Consider the following 20,687-nt stretch of genomic DNA (forward strand, 5'->3'; position numbering starts at 1 on the left):
CTCTCGGAATGCGCGGACAGAAACAGGCACGCCCCGGGCAGCCGGTGAACGGCTTCGGGCGGGCGACGGCCGCGGGCGTTGCCGATTTGTGACGGGTGCAAGGCATTGACGTTGCCGGGGAACGGAGTCCATCATCCTCGCCAAGCAGTGTCAACGATGACATAAGTCAACGATGACACCGAGGGACGGCATGCCCCGATGCCGGCCGTTCGCCCGCAATCCCGCAGGAGTCGTTCATGTCACGCATCTCTCGTCTGCCCTCCCCCTTGCTCAGAGCCGCTGCCTGCACGGGTGTCGCAGCCCTCGCCCTGACCGCCTGTGGATCCGGATCGGGATCGGGCACCGCGAGCACCGGATCGGGCAGCGTCAAGGTCGGTCTGATCACCAAGACCGACACCAACCCGTTCTTCGTGAAGATGAAGGAGGGCGCGGAGAAGGCCGCCAAGGAGAACGGCGCCCAGCTGTCCACCGCGGCAGGCAAGTTCGACGGGGACAACGCAGGTCAGGTCACGGCCATCGAGAACATGGTCGCCGCCGGCGTGAAGGGCATCCTGATCACCCCGAGCGACTCCAAGGCGATCGTGCCCGCGATCCAGAAGGCCCGCGCCAAGGGTGTCCTGGTCATCGCCCTGGACACCCCGACCGAGCCGGAGAGCGCGGTCGACGCCCTCTTCGCCACCGACAACCTCAAGGCCGGCCAGCTGATCGGCGAGTACGCCAAGGCCGCCATGAAGGGCAAGACGGCGAAGATAGCCGCCCTCGACCTCGCGCCGGGTGTCTCCGTCGGCGTCCAGCGGCACAACGGATTCCTGAAGGGCTTCGGCGCCACCGACAAGGACGTCGTGTGCGCCCAGGACACGGGTGGCGACCAGGCCAAGGGCCAGACCGCGATGGAGAACTGCCTGCAGAAGGCGCCCGGCATCAACGTCGTCTACACCATCAACGAACCGGCGGCCCTGGGTGCGTACACCGCGCTGAAGGCCAAGGGCCGGGAGAAGGACGTCCTGATCCTCTCGGTCGACGGCGGCTGCACCGGCACCCAGGCCGTCAAGGACGGCAAGATCGCCGCGACTTCGCAGCAGTACCCGCTGAAGATGGCCGCCGAGGGCGTCAAGGCCGTCGTGACGTACGCCAAGGACGGCAAGAAGGCGTCCGGTTACACCGACACCGGCGTCACGCTGATCACCGACAAGGCGCAGGACGGGGTCACGTCGAAGGACACCGCCTACGGCCTGGACAACTGCTGGGGCTGAGCCGCTCACCCGCCCCTGGCCGCCATTTCCAAGCCCCTCAGCGGGGCGGCCGGCCCCACCTCCCCGACCGGGGACGGCCGCCCCCTTGTCCTCCCACCGGGACCTCTGTCTTCCGACAAGGACTTCGCATGACAGCCACGACCACGCCGTACGCCGAGCTCAAAGCGCCGACCACGGCCCGCAGACTGCTCACGGCACCGACCACCGGCCCTCTGGTCGCCCTCCTTCTCGCCTGCGCCTTCTTCGCCCTCTCGACCGACCAGTTCCTCACCGGCGGCAACTTCTCGCTGATCGTGCAGCAGGTGATGGTCGTCGGCACCCTCGCCATCGGACAGACCCTGATCATCCTCACCGCGGGCATCGACCTGTCCTGCGGAGCCGTGATGGCGTTCGGCAGCATCGTGATCGCCAAGATGGCCGCCGAGGGCTCCCTGCCGCCGCTCGTCGCCATCGCGCTGGGCATGGCGGTCTGCGCGGGCTTCGGGCTGCTCAACGGGCTGCTGGTGCAGAAGATCCCGCTGCCGCCGTTCATCGTCACCCTCGGCATGCTCAACGTGGCGTTCGCGCTGACCCACATCTACTCCGAGGAGCAGACGGTCACCAACCTGCCCGGCCCGCTGACGGCCCTCGGGCAGACCTTCCCGCTCGGCCACACCGACATCACCTACGGCTCCCTGGTCACCATCGCCCTGTTCCTCCTGCTCGCCTACGCGCTGAGCAGCACCGGCTGGGGCCGGCACGTCTACGCCCTGGGCAACAGCCAGGAAGCGGCGCGGCTGAACGGTATCCGCACCTCCCGGCTGACGATCGGCATCTACACCGTGGCGGGTCTGCTGTACGGCATCGCCGCCCTGCTGCTCATCTCCCGCACCGGAGTCGGCGACCCCCAGGCGGGGCAGACCGACAACCTCGACAGCATCACCGCCGTGGTCCTCGGCGGCACCAGCCTCTTCGGCGGACGCGGCTCGGTCCTGGGCACCTTCATCGGCGTCCTCATCGTCGGCGTGTTCCGCAACGGTCTCCAGCTGATGGGCGTCGCCTCCATCTACCAGACCCTGATCACCGGAGTCCTGGTGATCCTCGCGGTGACCGTCGACCAGCTCTCCCGGAAGAAGGCCCAATGACCGCCACCTCCTCCCCCACGCCCGTGCTGCAGGCCCGCGGTCTGGTCAAGCGGTACGGCCAGGTCACCGCCATCGACGGCGCCGACTTCGACCTGCTCCCCGGCGAGGTCCTCGCCGTCATCGGCGACAACGGCGCCGGCAAGACCAGCCTGATCAAGGCCCTCACCGGCGCGGTGGTCCCCGACGCCGGCGAGATACGCCTCAACGGGGAGCCCATCACCTTCTCCGGCCCGCAGAGTGCCCGCGCCCACGGCATCGAGACGGTCTACCAGGACCTCGCCGTGGCGGCCTCCATGGACATCGCCTCGAACATGTTCCTCGGGCGTGAGCTCCGCCGTCCCGGCGTGCTCGGCAGTGTCTTCCGCATGCTGGACAAGAAGCGGATGCGGCAGGAGGCCGCCGAGCACATGGCCGACCTGAAGATCGGCCTGCGCTCGCTGACGCAGTCGGTGGAGACGCTCTCCGGCGGACAGCGGCAGGCCGTCGCGGTCGCCCGTTCCGTCGCCTGGGCCCGTAGCGTCGTCGTCATGGACGAGCCCACCGCGGCCCTCGGTGTCAAGGAGTCCGGTCAGGTCCTGGACCTCATCCGCCGCGTTCGCGACAAGGGCATGCCGGTCGTTCTGATCAGCCACAACATGCCCCACGTCTTCGAGATCGCCGACCGGATCCACGTCCACCGGCTGGGCCGGCGCGCTGCCGTGATCAAGCCGTCCGACTACTCCATGGCCGAGGTCGTCGCCATCATGACCGGCGCGCTCAGCATCGACGAGGCCGGAGATACTGTCGTAGCGGATTCCAAGGCCGCGAAGGCCGCCGGAGTCCAGGCCACCTGACAGCACAACCCAGCTCTCGCAGTTTCCGGCCGAGGCCGCGGCCGGAACCGAGAGCCCTCAGGAGACGGTTTCTCCATGGCAGCGAACCGCCGCCCCACCCTGGCCGATGTCGCCCGCGAAGTCGGCGTCAGCGCCAAGACGGTCTCCCGAGTCCTCAACGAGGACGGACCCGCTTCCGCGCAGACCAGGGAACAGGTACTGGCCGCAGTGGCCAAGCTCGGCTTCCAGCCGAACCTGATGGCCCGCAACATCCGCGTCGGCGGCCCGGACACCACCATCGGCCTGGTCATTCCCGACCTCGCCAACCCCTTCTTCGGAGCCGTGGCCCGCGCCATCGAGGACACCGTCCGCGACCGCGGACTGACCCTGCTCATGGGCTCCTCCGCGGACGACCCCGAGCGCGAACGCGCCCTGACGGACAAGTTCCTCGCCCGGCGGGTCAGCATCCTGATCGTCGTTCCGTCCGTCGGCGCCGACCACTCCCACCTCAAGTCCCACCGCACGGCGGGACTGCCCGTCGTCTTCCTCGACCGCCCCGGAGCCGGCCTCGCCACGGACAGCATCGTCAGCTCCAACCGCGCCGGAGCCCACGACGGCGTCGTCCACCTCATCGCCCACGGCCACCGGCGCATCAGCTTCGTCGGCGACCTGCCCCCGAAGCTGTACACCCGCCGTGAACGTCTGGCCGGCTACCGCGCCGCGCTGCAGGAAGCCGACATCCCATACGACCGCTCACTCGTCACCAACGCCCACGACCAGCAGGGCGCCGAGGCCGCGACCGCCCAACTCCTCGGCCTGGCCGATCCCCCCACTGCCCTGTTCGCCGGCAACAACATCATGGCGCTGGGCATCGTCGCCGAACTGGCCCGCAGCAAGCGCAAGGATGTCGCCGTCGTCGCCTTCGACGACGTAGCGCTGGCCGCGGCACTCGAACCGGCCCTGACCGTCGTCGCCCAGGACGCGGAAGAACTCGGCAGAACAGCGGCGACCATGGCGCTGGCACGACTCGACGGCGACCGCTCCCGCGCCCGCACCATCACCGTTCCCACACGACTGATCGTCCGAGGCTCGGGGGAGCAACCCGTGCCCAAGCCATAGGCGGCCCACCCTGTCGGACGACCAGCAGGGACCACGCCCTCGTCCCAGCTCAGATCGACGGAGGCCGTCCGGCTGGCTGCCTTCATGCTCCTCGGCGTCCATGGCCTGGGTGAGCTTGCCCGGACCGAAGCGGAACTTCGAGGAATCGTGGAAGGAGAGGCGGGACAGTTCGACGGGCGTCGGGCCGAAGGTGTCGGCGACCGGATGGCTGGGGACGTCGATGCCGACCGCCTTGACCCAGGTCACGCCGCTGATCCGGTCGCTGCCCGGTGCTGCCGGTTCCACGGCGATCCGGCCGCCAATGAAGTCGCCGGCACCGCGAGCACGCCGACCAGAGGGCCGCGCGCTCGATCTCCTGGCGTTGTCAGGCGTGTTGGGGCAGTACGGTGTCGGGCTGATCGCCGAAACCGGCGTCGCGTGCGCGCAGTACGGCGGCGGCCCGATCGTGCACCTCCAGTTTGGTGAAGATGCGGGAGACGTAGTTGCGTACGGTCTTCTCTGCGAGAAAGAGGCGCCGGGCGATCTGACGGTTGTTCATGCCGTCCGCGAGCAGTTCCAGTATCTCTGTCTCCCTGCTGGTCAGTTGGGAGAACTCGGGAGGCTCGGGAAGTCTTTGTATGGTGGCGAAGAACCTGCTGAAGCGGGCCGCGATCGTCGGGCTGAACGCGGCGCCCCCGCGGGCCACGATGTGCAGGGACTGGAACAGTTCCTCCGGGGACGCGATCCGCGCGAGATAGCCGTTCACGCCGAGGCGGAGGGCGGAGACGATGACGTCGTCGTAGTCGTTCTGCGACACCACGACGATCTGCGGGCGTGACTTCTCCCGGCGGTACAGGGAGACGATCCACTCAACGTTCCTGCAGATGGCGCGTTTTGACGGTGGTTCACCGATGAGCACGACGTCGGGCCGGAGCGGGTTGTTCTCCAGACATCGAAGGCCGTGGGACTCGTCGACCGCTGTGCCGATGAGGTTGACGCTGTCGTCCTGTTCGACGATCGCCTCGAGTCCGGCCAGGGACACCGGGTCCTCACTGAGGATGAACAGGTTGATCCGCATAGCTTTGCACCCCCGTGGTAAGCGTTGAACGCCTGCAAAGACAGTGACAGCCTAGGCAGACGAAACGGACGGACCGCACCGACTTAGGCGGTCATGGTCCTGTTCCGGCCGTGTTGGACGTCCGGCTGATCAGGCGCATAGGTTCGGGACATGGGAGATGTCTCGCGCCGACGCCTGGTCCTCCTCGACGGGGCGGCGGCCCTCGGGTTCGCCCTGCTTCCGCAACTGACGCTGGTACGGCCCGACAGCGGCGGTGCGCCCGGTGGGCTGACCGTGTCGCTGCTCTCGTTCGCCACCGCGCTGCCGCTCGCTGTACGGCGGCTGTGGCCCGTCCCGGTGTTCGCGATCGTCCTCGTCGCGTCCTGCGTGGCGCTGGCCGCCGGTCTCGGCCCTGTCGTCTTCCTCTCCGCGGCCTACGCCCTGTACCTGGTCGCGACGACACGGCGACGGCAGCTGGGGCGGTCGGCCGTGATCGTCGGCGGAGCGAGCACGGCGGGCGCGGGCCTGCTGACGGTGACGGGCGGGCAGCACTACACGGGCGGCACCCTGGCGGTGCAACTGCTGTTCGGGCTATTGGTGCTGGGGGCGACGTGGGCCGCGGGGACGGCCGTACGGGAGCGACGCGAGAGCCTGCGGCGGACCATCGTGCAGGCGGCCGAGCAGGCCAAGGTCGAAGAACGCATGAGGATCGCCCGGGACATCCACGACGTCGTCACCCACAGCGTGGGCCTGATCGCGATCAAGGCCGGGGTCGCCAACCACGTCATCGCCACCCACCCCGAGGAGGCCAGAGAAGCCCTCACCGTCATCGAGGACATCAGCCGCAGGGCGCTGCGCGACATGCGGGCCACCCTCAAGGTGCTGCGCCGAGAACACGTCGACCAGCAGCAGGACCTCCAGCCGGTCCCGGGGCTGTCGGACCTGCCTTCCCTGGTCCATACGGCCGAGGCGGCGGGCGTCAGCGTCGACCTGCGCTCCGTTTGCGCGGAGGAACCACCCGACGGGGTCGCGCTGACCGCGTTCCGGATCGTCCAGGAGGCGCTGACCAACGTCGTCAAACACGCTGCCCCGACCCGCTGCCTGGTCAGCGTCACCGCGCAGGACGGCGTGCTGACGATCGGCGTCACCGACGACGGCCCCGGACCCGGGCACCGGCCGACCGTGCCCGGCGGCGACATGGGGCTCGTCGGGATGAGGGAACGGGCCCTCGCGCACGGCGGGACCCTCACGGCGGGCCCCCGCCCCGGCGCGGGCTTCCGGATCCTCGCGACACTGCCGTACTAGTGCCACGCCAACCGCCATACGTCCCGCCCACCGCATATGGCTGAAACGGTCTCATACTCCGGTATGGGTCCGGTCCGCGAAACCGGCCCGCACCGTCCCGACCCCGGTCCGATGTGTGGTGCGGCCGGCGCGGCCAGACTCGTCGCGTGATTGACGTCCAGAACCTGACCAAGCGGTACGGGCCGGCCACCGTCGTGGACGGTCTGACCTTCACGGTGCGGCCCGGAGCCGTCACCGGCTTCCTCGGCCCCAACGGCGCCGGGAAGTCGACCACCCTGCGGATGATGCTGGGCCTGACCCGCCCCGACACCGGAACCGCGCGGATCGACGGGCACGCCTACGCCGACCTGGCCTACCCCCTCCGCCACATCGGCGCCCTGCTGGAGACCTCGGCCCCGCACCGCGGCCTGACCGCGCGCGACCATCTGCGCTGGCTCGCCCAGAGCAACCGGATCGCCCGCGGCCGGGTCGCCGAGGTCCTGGAGGCGGTCGGGCTCGCGGACGCGGCCCGGCGCCGGACCGGCACCTTCTCCCTCGGCATGGGCCAGCGGCTGGGCCTGGCCGCCGCGCTCCTCGGCGACCCGCCCGTGCTGGTGCTCGACGAACCGGTCAACGGCCTGGACACCGAGGGCATCCGCTGGCTGCGCGACCTGCTGCGCTCGATGGCCGCCGAGGGCCGTACCGTCCTCATCTCCAGCCATGTGATGAGCGAGATGGCCCTGGTCGCCGATCACCTGGTCGTCATCAGCCGGGGCCGGCTCCTCGCGGACACCGGGATGTCGGACTTCATCGAGCGCCACGGACGGTCGTACGTCCGGGTCCGCACCGCCGAACCCGACCGGCTCGGCAGGGAGTTGGAAGGTCGCGGCGCCACTGTGAGCCGCGTCCCCGGCGGCGGCCTGGACGTCGTGGGCAAGGCGGCCGCGGACGTCAGCCGGATCGCCGCGGCGGGCGGCTTCCCGCTCGACGAACTCGGCACCCACGCCGGGTCGTTGGAGGAGACCTTCCTCGACGTCATCGGAGAAGGCCACCACGCCCTGGGTGAGGAAGGCAGGAACACCCATGTCTGAGACCCTCGCGGCCGTCCGCGCCGAGACCACCAAGCTGCGCGGCATTCGCGGCACCCAGATCTCGCTGCTGCTGTTCGCCGCGGTCAGCGTCCTCATCGCCGCCCTCGACGGCTGGTCCGCGAAGAACGCGCTGGAGTCCGACAACCCGAGCCTTCGTTCCGACTTCACCCCTGAGCAGGCCGGTCTCGACGGCATCCTCTACGGCCAGTTGGCGCTGATCGTGTTCGGTGTGCTCGTCGTCACCAGCGAGTACACGTCCGGCATGATCCGTGTCTCCCTGCTCGCCGTACCCCGGCGCGGACGGCTCTACGCGGCGAAGATGGGTGTCACCGCCCTGGCGGCCGTCTCCGTCTCCGTCCCCGTCACCGTCGTCGGCTACCTGGCCACGCAGGCGGCCCTCGGGTCCCACGGTTCCTCGCTCGGTGCGAGCGGTGTCCCGCGCGCCCTGGCCGGGGCGGTCGTCTATCTGACCCTGATGTGCCTGTTCGCGGCCGGTATCGCGGCGATCACCCGCAACGCCGTCGTACCGCTGGCCGTTCTGCTGCCGATGGTGCTCGCCGGGACACACATCCTGTCCCTCATCGGGGCGACCAAGGAGATGGCCCGGTACTTCCCCGACCAGGCGGGAAACGAGCTGCTCACCGTCCGCTCCCCGCACACGGCCTTCGGCTTCACGGTGCTGCTCGCCTGGACCGTCGCCGCCCTCGGCTGGGGCTGGGTGCGCCAGCGCCGTTGGGACAGCTGACAGGACGGGCGTGGGACAACTGCCCCATGCCGGTGGGACATTCCGCCCCGTAACTTCCGTGACAGATCACAGGCCGAACAAGGTCGGCCTGACCGATCCGATACGGGAGGACCCCCATGTCCGCGATCTACGAACCCCCCATGCTCCAGGAAGTCGGCGACTTCGAGGAGCTCACGAAGTGCCTCGGCGTCGGAAGCTGCAACGACTTCGCCGGCTGCGGCTACGCGATCGTCTGCTTCTGGTGATCACGTCCGGTGCCGGTGCGTTCACACGCACCGGCACCACCCGGGGCAACGAGGAGACGGGGAACGAGACGACATGGAATTCGTGGTTCTTCCGGACAGCCCGGCCGGTGCCGCGGCGGCCGGCCGGCTGCGGGCGACGCGGCGCGTCGACCACGCGTCGGGGCGGCCCTGGATCGTCGGCGACTGGCCCGAGGCCGAGGCCGTCGTCGTCGAGGCGGGCCCACGGCGGATGGTCGTACTGGGCCGCACCCGGCTCGACGAGACCGCCGCGACGGCCGCACTCGGCCGGCTGCGCTCGCTGCACGACGTGGACGCGATCGCGTCCCGGCTGCCGGGCGCCGTCCACCTGGCGGTGTCACTGGACGGCAGGACCAGGGTGCAGGGTTCGGCCGTCGGCGTACGACAGATCTTCACGGCCGCCGTCGACGGAGTGACCGTCGCCGCGAGCGGGGTGGAACCCCTGCTGCGGCTGACCGACGCCGGCCTCGACGAGACCGTGCTCGCCGCCCGCCTGCTGGCCCCGGGCGGACCACCCTGGCCGCTCGCCCAACGCCCCGTCCGCCGGGGCGTCGAGGCGCTCACCACCGGCCACTGGCTGGAACTGGACCCGGACGGCCGGGCCCGGCAGATCCGCTGGTGGGAACTCCCGGAGCCGTCCCTCACGCTCACGGAGGGCGCGGCCGCCGTCCGCTCCGCGCTGGACGACGCGATCACCACCCGGGTCGCCGCGGGCGGCACCCTCAGCGCCGACCTGTCCGGCGGCCTGGACTCCACCTCACTGTGCTTCCTCGCCCACGCGGCCGGGTCCGACCTGGTCACGTACCACGTGATGCCGATCGACAGCGCCAACGCGGACACGATGTGGGCCCACCGGGCCGCGGAGTGCCTGCCGGCGGCCCGGCACCACACGCTGTCCGCCGACCGCGCCGAGAACCTGTTCGACATCGGCTACACCGCCGACCTCGTGGGCGCGGCCCCGGAAGGTCCCTCGACCTGGGCCTCCGGACTCGCCCACATCCAGGACCTGGCCAAGCGGGCCATGGCGGAGGGCGCCGCGCTGCACCTGACCGGCTTCGGCGGTGACGAGCTGTTCGGCCGGATGCCCGCCTGCGCCTGGTCCCTGGCCCGGGCCACGCCGGTCGGCGGGCTGCGGCTGGTCAACCGCTACCGGCTGGCCAATCGCTGGCCGTGGCGGGCGACCGTACGCTCGCTGCTCGACCGGTCGACGTTCGCGCGGAACCTCGGCAGGGTCGCCGCCCGCATCGACGCCCCGCCCCCGCCCGTCGACGAACCCGACTTCGGCTGGGTGTTCGCGCCCCGCATGCCGGCCTGGGCGACCCCCGACGCCGTGGCCGCGGTCCGTGCCCTGCTCAACGACGCCGCCACCGAGGGACCCGGGCCCCTGGACGCCGACCGGGCCCGGCACCAGGCGCTCGCCTCACTCGTCTTCGAGGGAACCACCGTCCGCCAGGTCAACACCGTCCTCGGGGACACCGGCATCACCTGGGACGCGCCCTTCCTCGACGACCGGGTGGTGGAGGCGGCCCTGGCCACCCGGATCGACCAGCGCCTGCTCGGCGGGCGGTTCAAGCCGCTGCTCACCTCGGCCGCAGAAGGTCTCGTCCCCGCGGACATCCTGGGCCGCCGCGACAAGGGCGAGTTCAGCGCGGAGGCGTTCCGGGGCCTGGCCCGCAACCGGGCCCGGATCCTGGAGCTGTGCGAGGACTCCCAGCTCGCCCGGCTCGGCCTCATCGACCCGGCGGCCTTCCGGTCCGCGGTGCTGAACCCGGGGCCGATGTCCCATCACCTTCAGCCGATCGACACCACCGTGGCCTGCGAGAGCTGGCTGCGGACCCACCCGGAGACACACCCCCTGCCACCCGCCCGGAACACGCCCACGGGAGAACTCCGATGAAGCTGACCCTCGCCCGCGACGTCACCCTCACCGTCGTCGACACCGGGGCCGTACTGCTCGACGGGCGCCGCGGCCGCTACTGGCAGCTGAACCACTCCGGCGCGGGCGTCCTGCGCCAACTCCTCGACGGAAAGGCGCCCGACGCGGCCGCCGCCGGCCTGTGCGCCGCGGCCCCGGTCAGCGACGACCAGGCACGGCAGGACGTCCAGGCCCTCATCGACGCGCTCAGCGCGGCCAAGCTCGTGGAGGTGGCCTCGTGACCACCCCCGCCGTGGCCGAACAGGCCCCGCGGCTGCCCTGGTACCGGCAGCTCGCCCCCCGGTGCGCCGCCGGGGCGGCACGTCTGCTGGTCCGGTTGCCGCCGGCCCGGCTGCACCGCGTGCTGGGCGTGGTCAGCAAGGGGTCCCGCCCCGCCGGATACGCCGAGGTGGCGCGGGCCCGCCGGTCCGTCGTCTCGGTCAGCACCCGCTGCGCGGGCCTCGGTTGCCTCCAGCGTTCCGTGGCCACCGTCCTGCTGTGCCGGGCACGCGGCAGGTGGGCCGACTGGTGCACGGGATTCAGAACCGAACCGTTCGGCGCGCACGCCTGGGTGGAGGCCGACGGGCGGCCGGTGGACGAGCCCGGCGAACTCAGCGTGTTCCGCACGGTCCTGGCGGTTCGTCGCCCGGACGAGCGCCGGAGCACCCCTGAAAGGAGTCGCTCATGACAGCGATCCGGGCCGAGGGCCTCTACGCGTACTACGGCACCACGCCGGCCGTGAACGGGCTCGACCTGGCCGTGCCCACGGGCAGCATGTACGGCTTTCTCGGACCGAACGGCGCGGGCAAGACCACCACCATCAACATGCTGACCACCCTGCTGCGGCCCACCGCGGGCCGCGCGGAGGTGGCGGGCTTCGACGTCGCCGCCCGGCCCGCCGAGGTCCGCCGCCGTATCGGCATCGTGTTCCAGGAGTCGACCCTCGACCTGGACCTCACCGCCGCCGAGAACCTCCGCTTCCAGGCCGACCTGTGCGGCCTGTCCCGCCGCGCGTCCCGTGACGCGATCGCCTCGATGCTCGACCTGATGGACCTCTCCGAGCGTCGCAGGGTGCCCGTACGGCAGTTCTCCACCGGACTGCGCCGCCGCCTGGAGATCGCCCGCGGCCTGCTCGCCGAGCCCAGCGTGCTGTTCCTCGACGAGCCGACGACCGGACTGGACGCCCAGACCCGCGCCGCCGTCTGGGAGCACCTGGAACGGCTGCGGCGGGAGCGGGGCATCACGGTCTTCGTCACCACCCATCAACTGGACGAGGCCGAGCACTGCGACCGGATCGCGATCATCGACCGGGGCAAGGTGGTCACGGAGGGCACACCCGCGGACCTCAAGTCCGTCATCGGGGCCGACCTCGTCGTCCTGCGCACCGACGACGACGAGCGCGCCGCCGAAGCCCTAGGCGACCGGTTCGGTCTCCCGGCGGAGCCCACTCCGGACGGCCTGCTGCTCCGGGTGGAGCGCGCGGCAGCGCTGGTGCCGCGTCTGTGCACCGAACTCGGCGTGACCGTACGCGAGGTCGCCATCGCCCCGCCCACGCTCGACGACGTCTTCCTGCACCACACCGGTCTCGCCATCCGGGAGAGCCCGACCGGCCCACGCATGCTCGGCAACCTCGGGGAAGGACTGCGATGAGCCGGACCGACACCGCACCCGCCGCACTCGGCGACGTCACCGCCGCTCCACCACCGACCGACCGGTCCCGCAACCCGGCACGCCCCGTCCTGCTGCTCTGGCGGCGGGAGATGACCCGACTGCGGCACAACCCCGTACGCCTGGCCATGGGCCTGGTGACACCCCTGCTGTTCCTCGTCGTCCTCGGCACCGGCCTCGACGCGGCCTCGTCCAGCCTCGGCAAAGCCCAACTGAACGACTACCGGGCCTACTTGTTCCCCGGCACGCTGGTCATGTCCGTGCAGGCTCCGGCGATCGCGGTGGGCATCTCGCTGGTGTGGGACCGCAGGCTGGGGGTGCTGCGCCAGATGCTCGTGGCGCCGTTCCCGCGCGCGTCCATCGTGTTCGGACTGGCCCTCGGCGGCGCCACCACGGGCGCGGTCTACGGCCTCATGGTGCTGTCCGTCGGCGGGATCGCGAGCATCCGCTACACGCCGATGCTGCTGGTCGTCCTGCTCGAACTCCTGCTGGTCTCCCTCATGTTCACCTCGCTCGGGCTGCTCGCCGCCGTCACCATCCGGCAGGTCGACACCTTCCAGGTCGTGGTGAACCTGAGCCTGATGCCGCTGATGTTCTTCTCCGGCGCGATGTTCCCGCCCAACGGCCTGCCCGGCTGGCTCGACACCGTCGTCAAGCTCAACCCGCTGACGTACGGCGTCGACGCGGTCCGCCGGACCCTGCCAGGACCGAGCGTGCTCACCTCGGAGCAGACCCGGTTGATGCTCGGCGACTGGCACCCACCCGTGGCCGCCGAACTGGGTGTGCTGGCCGCCCTCACCGCGGTCGCGCTGGGCCTCGCAGGCTACCGGTTCTCCCGTACGTCATGAGCCGGGGAGGACAGGGCACGGTGGACGCGAGCGCGACGGATACGGACACCACGGATGTCACGACGACGGCGAACACCCGTGCCACAACCCGGTATTGGGCGGACGCGGCACGGCTCGCGGCCCGGCTGCTCCTGGCGGCGGTCCTGGCCTACGCCGGTCTGGTGAAGATAGGGGACCTCACGGAGGCCGGACGGACGGTCGCGCTCTACCGCATCGTGCCCGACGACTCCGCGCAACTCGTGGGTGGCGTCCTGCCGTTCGTCGAGGTGGCGCTCGCGCTGCTGCTCGTGGCCGGGCTGGCCACCAGGGCGGCAGCGGCGGGCGCGGCCGTACTGCTGGTCGCGTATGTGGCGGCCATCGCCTCGGTGTGGGCACGGGGAATGTCCATCGACTGCGGCTGTTTCGGCGGCGGAGGCACGCTCAGCGGTGGCGCCGCACGCGGCTACGCGCTCGACATCGCGCGCGACCTGGTGCTGCTCGGCGCAGCCGCCCTCCTGATCCGGAATCCGCGCACCCGATACGCGCTGGACAGCTGGGTCCTGGACCCGAAGGAGTGAGGGGCATGACGAGCACACAGACAACGGACGCCACGGTGCGGGAGATGGTGCACCGAAGGCACCGGCGACGGCGCACGGTGGTGGTGTCGCTGGTGGCCGCCCTGGTGGTGGTCGCCGCCGCGCTGGTCGGCGCGGGCCTGGTCCGGGCGAACAACACGGCCCCCGGCAAGGCACCGAGTCGCGTACCGGCCGGGATCGCCGCCGACAAGTCGGGCGTGGCCGCCTCCACCGGCGCCGTACGCGTCGACGTGTACCTCGACTACCTCTGCCCCGAATGCCGTCGTACCGAACGGGCCCTGACCACCGCCCTGGACGATCTGAGGTCGCACGGCGGGGTGAGCGTCGTCTACCACCCGGTCGCCTTCCTCGACGGCCGCAGCGAACCCGCGGGCTACTCGACACAGGCGGCCTCCGCGGCGGCCTGCGCGGCGGACGCGGGGAGGTTCGAGCAGTACTCCACGGTCCTGTTCTCGAAGCAGCCCGCCGAACAGGGCCCCGGGCTCAGCGAGGCCCAGCTGATCGCGGCGGGCCGGGACGCCGGCATCACCGCGGCGTCCTTCGCCCGCTGCGTCGAGGACGCCCCGTACCGGCCCTGGGTACGGTACGTCTCCGATATCGCCGCCTCCCGCAAGGTGGCGCTGACCCCGACCGTGATGGTGGCGGGCCGCCGCGTCGACGTCACCGGCTCCGATCCGGGCGGCGCGCTGACCCGCGCGGTCACGGAGGCCCGGCGGTGACCCGGCTGACCGTGGCCCTGTCAGGCGACTGCATGGCGACCCGGGGAGCGGTGATCTCATCCGACCCGGCCGCCGGACGGCTCCGCGAACTCCTCCACGGCGCCGACTTCGCCGTCACCAACCTGGAGGTGGTGCCGAGCGACGGACGCGGGCACCCGGTGCACAACGCGGCCGGCGGCGGCTGTCTGATCGCGGACTCCGGTGTCCTGGACGAGATCACTGCGGCCGGGTTCACCGTGCTGGGCTGCGCCAACAACCACGCCATGGACCTGGGCACGGAGGGTGTGCTCGGCACCGTGGACCAACTCCGGTCCAGGCGGATCCCGTTCGCCGGGATCGGCGCCGACCTCACCACGGCGCGCCGGCCCGTCTACGTCGACCGGCCGGGCGGCAGCCTGGCGCTGCTCGCCTGCACCGCGACGTTCCTGCCCGGCCAGGAGGCGGCCGATCCGTCGCCGGAACTACCCGGACGGCCGGGCCTCAACCCGCTGCGCCACTCCGCGACCCTGCGGGTGACGGCCCCTCAGATGGACGTGCTGCGGACCATCGACGCCGAGACGGGCCTGCGCGCCCGCCGGGCCGAGGCCCGCACCCTGCTCGGGGTCGACCCCGCCATCCTCGCGCCGGACCGGCTCACCCTGTTCGGCACCCGCTTCCTGACGGCGGACGAACCGGGCTTCACGACCGAGTGCGATCCGCGCGACCTCGACGAGATCTCCCGCTGGGTCGGTGAGGCCCGCCTCCGCGCGGACCTCGTGGTGGTGAGCGTGCACTCCCACGAGCCCGGCCCGACGCCCGAGACACCGGGCGAGTTCCTGCGTGCCTTCGCCCACCGCATGATCGACGAGGGCGCGGACGTCGTGGTCGGGCACGGCCCGCATTTCCTTCGCGGCGTCGAGCTGTACCGGAACAGGCCGATCTTCTACAGCCTCGGCAACATCGTCAGCCAGATCGAACTGACCGACCGCGTCTCCACCGAGGACTACGCCAAGGTCACCACCGACCGGCCGCCCACCCCTGGCCGCTACTACGACCGGCTGAGCGGCCACGGCACCCGGTTGTTCGCCCCGCACCGCCGCTACTGGCAGTCGCTCCTGCCGGTCCTCACCTTCGACGACGGCACCCTCGTGACGGCCCGCCTCCACCCGGTCGACCTCGGCTTCGCCCTGCCGGTGCGCCGCAGGGGCCGCCCCCGTCTGGCCGACCAGGCCGAGGCCAAGGAGATCCTCACTGATGTCACCCGGCTGTCGGAGTCGTACGGTACGACGGTCGGGGCGGGGGTCGACGGCACAGCGGAGCTGCTTCTGGACGTGGCTTGAAGGGCTCTACGTGGCGGGCGAGTTGACGATAGAGCCTTGCTAAAATGTCATATGTCACCTACGAGCGGACAAGGAACCGGGGAACACGCATGGCCGAGTCGGTCCGGGTACTGATCGCGGACGACCAGGCACTGCTGCGCGGGAGCTTCCGGGTCCTCGTCGACTCCACACCCGGCATGGAGGTCGTCGGCGAGGCGGGCGACGGCGCCACGGCGGTCCGGCTCGCCCGGGAACTCGCCCCGGACGTCGTCCTGATGGACCTCCGGATGCCGGTTCTCGACGGCATCGCGGCGACCCGGGAGATCTGCTCCGACGAGACGCTGACCGGTGTCCGGGTGCTGGCCCTGACCATGTTCGACATGGACGAGTACGTCTACCCGGCCCTCCAGGCGGGCGCCAGCGGCTTCATGCTGAAGGACGCCTCGCCGTCCGACCTCGTCGACGGCATCCGGGTCATCGCCACGGGCGAGGGCGTACTGGCCCCGACGGTCACCCGGCGCGTCATCGCCAACTTCTCCCGGCGCGGCGAGACACCCCGCCCCGCTCCACGACTCGTCGGTCTCACCAAGCGGGAACACGAAGTCCTCGTCCAGATCGCCAACGGCCTGTCCAACGCGGAGATCTCCGAACGCCTGGTCATCAGCATGCCGACCGTGAAGACCCACGTCGGCAGCCTCCTGGCCAAGCTGCACGCCCGGGACCGCGCACAGCTGGTCATCATCGCGTACGAGAGCGGCCTGGCCGAGCGGGGAATGCCGACGTGACCGCGGCGACCAGGACTCACGGCGCGTCGCCCCGCCGGGCGGCGACGCAGGAGTGGCCGTCGTCGCCGACGGCGGTGACGATCAGTATGGCGCCCCGCCTCCGCGATTGGGCACTCGTTGTACTGGCAGGTCTGGCCCTGGCAGCAGGTCCATCGACTCGGTCCCGCCCTGGGTCTTCGCCAAGCTGATCATCCGGCAGAAGGGCCAAGTATTGGCCCCGGGCGCAAGCCTGAGCTATGTGAACGGCCATGGCAGCCAGCTCCTTTGGGGCGTCCGCCTTGTCCGTGGTCAGCTGTCCCGCCAGGTTGTAGAGAGTGTCTGCAACACGACGCGTGTACGGCTCCATGGTGAGGCGCAAGCGCCGACGAGCAGTGCGGTCCAGACCGCGGCGAGCAGCGCGTCGACCAGAGAGGCAGCTGCGAAGAGGACCCCGAGCCCAATGGTGATCGGCAAGGTACCGAACGGGCGCCCCTGGAGAATTCGGAGCCCCTGAGGTTCCGCATGCCCAGCCCCCTGAACCGCGTACGAAACCTGCTCTCCCAGACACTCCCCGTTGCCGTCATGGAGATGAAGACGGAGGTGAGTGCTCCAACGGCCGATGCCGACCGTCAAGACATGCCCGAAGGGATGGCGGACTCGCCACATAGTCCCGCGCCAACCGAGCAGGGCTGGTGTGCGGCTCTCCGGACCAGGCGGCTCCGACGGGTAGCGGGCCACAGCCCGCACACCCAGGTGCCTCACACGGAACGGATTCAGCACACACGAGGCCGGGAAACGCCGTAGGTGCCCTTTTACATACAGGCCTGACGACCGGCTCACCCGGTGGATACGACACGGGCGCCAGGGGCCCAGCGGATGTCGACCCAGGCCGCGAAGGCTGCTTCCACCAAGGCGCCCCAGAATCACGACGACACCCTGCTACCGATCGACCGGATCGCCGCGGACCGCAACGGTCCCCCGAACAGAGGCCCCCCGTCGTTACTGAAGCCATTGGGCCGTTCGAAGGAGTTGAGGCAGCGAGACAGCCAAGAGCGTCACGGACCGTCAGGTGCTCTTTTTTCCTGCTCTCAGCGCGATTCCAAGCTAGGACACGGCCGACACCCGGGCCCCTCCCCAGCGTCAATGGCCCATACAAGGGAGAGTTACGGATATATCTGCACTTTGTAACGCGAATCGTTTCCTTGGTCTGGTGTCGCAGTGGAGGGCCACTGTGTGGGCCTCGGCACCGAGCCGGGAATTACGGATTGCACGCCCTGCCCCGACCAGGGTCGGTGTGCACGAACGTGAGGTGACAGATTCATGTCTGTTTCTCGTACGGCGGTCCGCCTGATCGCCACCTGTGTGGCTTCGGGCGCACTCGTCGGCGCGGCCGCCATGCCGGCCCTGGCCGCCGGAGGCGGCCACGACCGCGACAACGGGAGGGGTTACTCGCACAGTCACAGGAGCGACCACGACCACGACGGCCACTTCGGCGACCGCGACCGGGGCTGGGGCTGGGGCTGGGACCGGGGCCACGACCGGGGCTGGGACCGGGGCCACGACCGGGACCGGGGCTGGGACCGGGGCCGCGACCGGGACCAGGACCGGGGCGGGCGCCACGGCTGGTACAGCGACCGGTACCGGGATCAGGACCGCTACCCCGGCCACCGCTAGCCCGCCTTGGAGGCTGTGCTGTGACGCGGAGGCCCACACCCTCTGCCACCCGTCGTCATAGCCGGCACGGCCTCCATACCCAGCCGGAGGGCCGAAGACCGTTCCTTGCAGTCTTCGGCCCTCCGGCCACGTGTCGCACCGTGCGGTCGTCGCCCGGGCACCGCACCACCAACGTCCAGTAGCGGCCGGCCTTCCAGGGAAGCAGCGCGACGATGCGGCCGTCAGCGACCGATCCGTGTAGAGCTACGGTCAGAAGGCTTCTGACATCCACGGCTGGCATCAACGAGGCCGGACGGAGGGCGTACACCAGCATCTCTGTCCGGCTGTCGCACCAGTCGACGGCAGCAGCCGGAGCGGACCCGGATCGAACTCCTAGAGCGGGTGTCGCAGGTTCGAATCCTGCCAGGTGCACAGCAAGAAGGGCCGGCTCAGGAGGGGTTTCCTCCAGGGCTGGTCCTTGGCCGTTTCCGGTGCCATGCCACTGCGTCCGAGTGACGTCCTTGTTGTTGCTGTCCGAGGGGCCATCCCCGCCGTCGCGAGTCATCGCGCCGAGGCGGTCGGCAATGGCCCGATCACGGTCGCTGGTCACGCGCTGATGGATCAGCGCGGCCCGCGAGCTGCTGCGTCCCAGTCCCCACCCGCATGGACGACTCAGATATACGTCTACAGGATTTGATCCGAGCGCGACCAATGCGGTGAAAAATGCTGTCGCCGCGCTCGCTGGTTGTCTTCATTTGAAGGGCGTGTGCTGGAATGTCGGCGACCTGCCTATCGGGGTGCATAGCCAGTGGTCTGGGCTGCGCCATTTCTTCCCATGTCCGCTGTTGCTTGTACGCCGTGGTGATTGGAAAAGAGATGGTGGAAATTTCCGCGGTTAAGCTTTCCTGGCGCACGTGCACTGCGCCGGTGTCCCTGGTAGCACTTGCGATCGCGAGTGCTCCGCTGGCCTCTCAAGCCCAGGCCCTGGTGATGCCGCTGGGTGTGAACGCCCGCCATGCGCCTGGCACTCCGGGGGCCCCACAGGCCCCGGTTACGGTGTTCGCCGAAGACTTCGAAAACGCAGGCGAGACTCCGATCTTCCTGGAGGACTACGTCGGCGCTCCACCGCTCAACGAGACATACACAGCCGACCCCCCGTGGCTTGACCACGGACAGTGCAACGGCATCATCCTCGATCAGACCGGTGCTGATCAGCCTGACTGCCCGGCAGTATTGAAGAACATGGCCAATGCGCTGGGACAGGTAGGCGGAACGAATCCGCCGACCAACCACGTGGTCGCGGCCTACACCAACTGGGTGCCACCTGGCGCCGACCGGGTGGAGTTCCGGAGCGAGCGGCCGATCCCGATCGCGAAGCCGAACCGCTACATCACCTTCGCAGTGGATGTAGCCGCCGTGAATTGCGGCCAAGCCGCTCCTCCGCTGCTGAAGTTCTATCTGACCGGCAACGGGTCAGACATCCCAACCTTCACCACCCCCATCAACCCCTGCGCCGACCCCAACTCCAAGCCCTATCCCGGAGGAAACGGGTTGAGGGCCGGGGCGTTCGCCGGCAACAGAGCCGTACTGTTCAACGATAGCCAGTTGGGCATCAAGATGGTCAATGGGCAAGGCGAATGGTTCGGTAATGACCACGCATTCGACAACATCCGGATCCTGGATGCGACTCCGCAACTGGACAAGGCGTTCAGTCCTGCCACCGTGGACAAGGGTGGCACGTCGACGCTCACCATGACGGTGACGAACACCAGTGAACTGGCGGCGAAGAACGACTTCAGCTTCGTCGACAACCTGCCCGCCGGAGTGAAGGTGGCCTCGAACGCGAACGCGTCGACGACCTGCGGCAACGGCACGGTGTCCGCGACGGCGGGGGGCGCGTCCGTTGCTCTGAACGGCGGCGACCTGGCCGCCGGCGAGAAGTCCTGCACGGTCACGGTGAACGTCACCGCGGACAAGGCGGGAACCTACGTGAACCGCCCCGAAGCGATCACCACGGTGGGCCTGAATCCCCCGGACCCCGCGACCCTGACCGTCAAGAAAAAGGGAGCAACAGCGGTGGGCACCGCGACGGGCTCGGGCGGTCTGCTGTCCGGCAATGTGGTGCAGGTACCAGTGGACATGCCGGTCAACGCTTGCGGCAACTCCGTGAACGTCATCGGGCTGCTCAACCCGGCGACGGGCAACGTCTGCGTCAACGGCTAGCCGCCCAGGTCACTCGCCGCGCCGGGACCGGGCAGGTCCCGGCGGGCACAGATCGTCCGGCTGACATCACCCGTTGACACCAACGCCGCTGAACGAGGGCAGACAACGGCAACTCCGCCCGCAGTGGCGGACAGCCATAAGGGCCCGTTCCGTGAGGTCGCCCCACACAGCGACCGAACTCCCAAAGCGGGTGCCGCAGGTTCGAATCCCGCCGGAAGCACGCGGTCCGACCAGTCCATATGTATCGAACAGCCCCCATGGAGCTATCTCCGAGGGGGCTGATTTCGTGCGCTCGGG

The 20,687-nt window shown here is 70.1% G+C and carries 19 protein-coding genes and 2 pseudogenes; 20 read left to right on the plus strand and 1 reads right to left on the minus strand.

Annotation, left to right across the window (positions count from 1 at the left end; all coding sequences use genetic code 11):
• The first annotated feature begins 236 nt into the window (after positions 1 to 236).
• The 4 genes from KVT44_RS50760 (at position 237) to KVT44_RS50775 (ending at position 4,308) form a co-directional block, all read left to right on the plus strand.
• Positions 237 to 1,253, plus strand: coding sequence for a sugar ABC transporter substrate-binding protein (locus KVT44_RS50760; protein ID WP_099922137.1), 1,017 nt, complete (start codon positions 237 to 239; stop codon positions 1,251 to 1,253).
• Positions 1,254 to 1,381: 128 nt separating this feature from the next.
• Positions 1,382 to 2,377: an ABC transporter permease gene (locus tag KVT44_RS50765; RefSeq protein WP_190171812.1), complete on the plus strand. Its 996-nt coding sequence runs from the start codon at positions 1,382 to 1,384 to the stop codon at positions 2,375 to 2,377.
• Positions 2,374 to 3,210: an ATP-binding cassette domain-containing protein gene (locus KVT44_RS50770; protein ID WP_099922135.1), complete on the plus strand. Its 837-nt coding sequence runs from the start codon at positions 2,374 to 2,376 to the stop codon at positions 3,208 to 3,210. Before KVT44_RS50765 ends, KVT44_RS50770 begins: the two co-directional genes overlap by 4 nt.
• 75 nt (positions 3,211 to 3,285) lie before the next feature.
• Complete coding sequence (locus KVT44_RS50775) at positions 3,286 to 4,308, plus strand: LacI family DNA-binding transcriptional regulator (protein ID WP_217575409.1); 1,023 nt, start codon at positions 3,286 to 3,288, stop codon at positions 4,306 to 4,308.
• Positions 4,309 to 4,672: 364 nt separating this feature from the next.
• Here the strand turns inward: KVT44_RS50775 and KVT44_RS50780 are convergent, their stop codons facing one another.
• Positions 4,673 to 5,365 (minus strand): response regulator transcription factor, encoded by a 693-nt coding sequence (locus KVT44_RS50780; protein WP_099922133.1) that lies wholly within the window; start codon positions 5,363 to 5,365, stop codon positions 4,673 to 4,675.
• Positions 5,366 to 5,515: 150 nt separating this feature from the next.
• On the opposite strand from KVT44_RS50780, the gene KVT44_RS50785 reads away from it, so the two are divergent.
• The 16 genes and pseudogenes from KVT44_RS50785 to KVT44_RS60870 all read left to right on the plus strand — a co-directional run.
• Complete coding sequence (locus tag KVT44_RS50785) at positions 5,516 to 6,649, plus strand: sensor histidine kinase (protein ID WP_217575411.1); 1,134 nt, start codon at positions 5,516 to 5,518, stop codon at positions 6,647 to 6,649.
• Between the two features lie 146 nt (positions 6,650 to 6,795).
• Positions 6,796 to 7,719, plus strand: coding sequence for an ABC transporter ATP-binding protein (locus KVT44_RS50790; protein WP_217575413.1), 924 nt, complete (start codon positions 6,796 to 6,798; stop codon positions 7,717 to 7,719).
• Positions 7,712 to 8,464 (plus strand): ABC transporter permease, encoded by a 753-nt coding sequence (locus tag KVT44_RS50795; protein ID WP_217575415.1) that lies wholly within the window; start codon positions 7,712 to 7,714, stop codon positions 8,462 to 8,464. The genes KVT44_RS50790 and KVT44_RS50795 overlap by 8 nt, the downstream gene beginning before the upstream one ends.
• Positions 8,465 to 8,580: 116 nt before the next feature.
• Entirely contained in the window at positions 8,581 to 8,709 is a 129-nt protein-coding gene (locus KVT44_RS50800; protein ID WP_103079660.1) for an aborycin family tricyclic lasso peptide, read from the plus strand.
• A gap of 73 nt (positions 8,710 to 8,782) precedes the next feature.
• Positions 8,783 to 10,624, plus strand: a complete 1,842-nt coding sequence (locus KVT44_RS50805) for a lasso peptide isopeptide bond-forming cyclase (protein WP_217575417.1) — start codon at positions 8,783 to 8,785, stop codon at positions 10,622 to 10,624.
• Entirely contained in the window at positions 10,621 to 10,884 is a 264-nt protein-coding gene (locus KVT44_RS50810) for a lasso peptide biosynthesis PqqD family chaperone (RefSeq protein WP_095851493.1), read from the plus strand. The genes KVT44_RS50805 and KVT44_RS50810 overlap by 4 nt, the downstream gene beginning before the upstream one ends.
• Positions 10,881 to 11,330 carry a lasso peptide biosynthesis B2 protein gene (locus KVT44_RS50815; protein ID WP_217575419.1) on the plus strand — a complete coding sequence of 150 codons (450 nt, stop codon included), beginning with the start codon at positions 10,881 to 10,883 and terminating at the stop codon, positions 11,328 to 11,330. The genes KVT44_RS50810 and KVT44_RS50815 overlap by 4 nt, the downstream gene beginning before the upstream one ends.
• Positions 11,327 to 12,292 (plus strand): ATP-binding cassette domain-containing protein, encoded by a 966-nt coding sequence (locus KVT44_RS50820; protein WP_217575421.1) that lies wholly within the window; start codon positions 11,327 to 11,329, stop codon positions 12,290 to 12,292. Before KVT44_RS50815 ends, KVT44_RS50820 begins: the two co-directional genes overlap by 4 nt.
• On the plus strand, positions 12,289 to 13,158 hold the full coding sequence (locus tag KVT44_RS50825; protein ID WP_099922126.1) for an ABC transporter permease: 870 nt from the start codon (positions 12,289 to 12,291) through the stop codon (positions 13,156 to 13,158). Before KVT44_RS50820 ends, KVT44_RS50825 begins: the two co-directional genes overlap by 4 nt.
• Positions 13,155 to 13,715, plus strand: a complete 561-nt coding sequence (locus KVT44_RS50830; RefSeq protein ID WP_217575423.1) for a MauE/DoxX family redox-associated membrane protein — start codon at positions 13,155 to 13,157, stop codon at positions 13,713 to 13,715. Before KVT44_RS50825 ends, KVT44_RS50830 begins: the two co-directional genes overlap by 4 nt.
• Before the next feature lie 5 nt (positions 13,716 to 13,720).
• Positions 13,721 to 14,452, plus strand: coding sequence for a thioredoxin domain-containing protein (locus KVT44_RS50835; protein ID WP_099922124.1), 732 nt, complete (start codon positions 13,721 to 13,723; stop codon positions 14,450 to 14,452).
• Positions 14,449 to 15,771, plus strand: a complete 1,323-nt coding sequence (gene mslH, locus KVT44_RS50840; RefSeq protein ID WP_217575425.1) for a lasso peptide C-terminal Trp epimerase — start codon at positions 14,449 to 14,451, stop codon at positions 15,769 to 15,771. The genes KVT44_RS50835 and mslH overlap by 4 nt, the downstream gene beginning before the upstream one ends.
• Positions 15,772 to 15,860: 89 nt before the next feature.
• On the plus strand, positions 15,861 to 16,535 hold the full coding sequence (locus tag KVT44_RS50845) for a response regulator transcription factor (protein ID WP_095851500.1): 675 nt from the start codon (positions 15,861 to 15,863) through the stop codon (positions 16,533 to 16,535).
• A 1,299-nt stretch (positions 16,536 to 17,834) separates the two neighbouring features.
• A complete protein-coding gene (locus tag KVT44_RS50850; RefSeq protein ID WP_217575427.1) occupies positions 17,835 to 18,188 on the plus strand; it encodes a hypothetical protein in 354 nt (117 codons plus the stop codon).
• Between the two features lie 1,596 nt (positions 18,189 to 19,784).
• A pseudogene (locus KVT44_RS60865) lies at positions 19,785 to 20,162 on the plus strand (hypothetical protein); the annotation flags it as partial.
• 69 nt (positions 20,163 to 20,231) lie between these two features.
• Positions 20,232 to 20,387: pseudogene (locus KVT44_RS60870) on the plus strand (chaplin); the annotation flags it as partial.
• Positions 20,388 to 20,687 lie beyond the last annotated feature (300 nt).

Source organism: Streptomyces sp. GbtcB7 (assembly GCF_019091445.1).
Taxonomy (GTDB): domain Bacteria; phylum Actinomycetota; class Actinomycetes; order Streptomycetales; family Streptomycetaceae; genus Streptomyces; species Streptomyces mirabilis.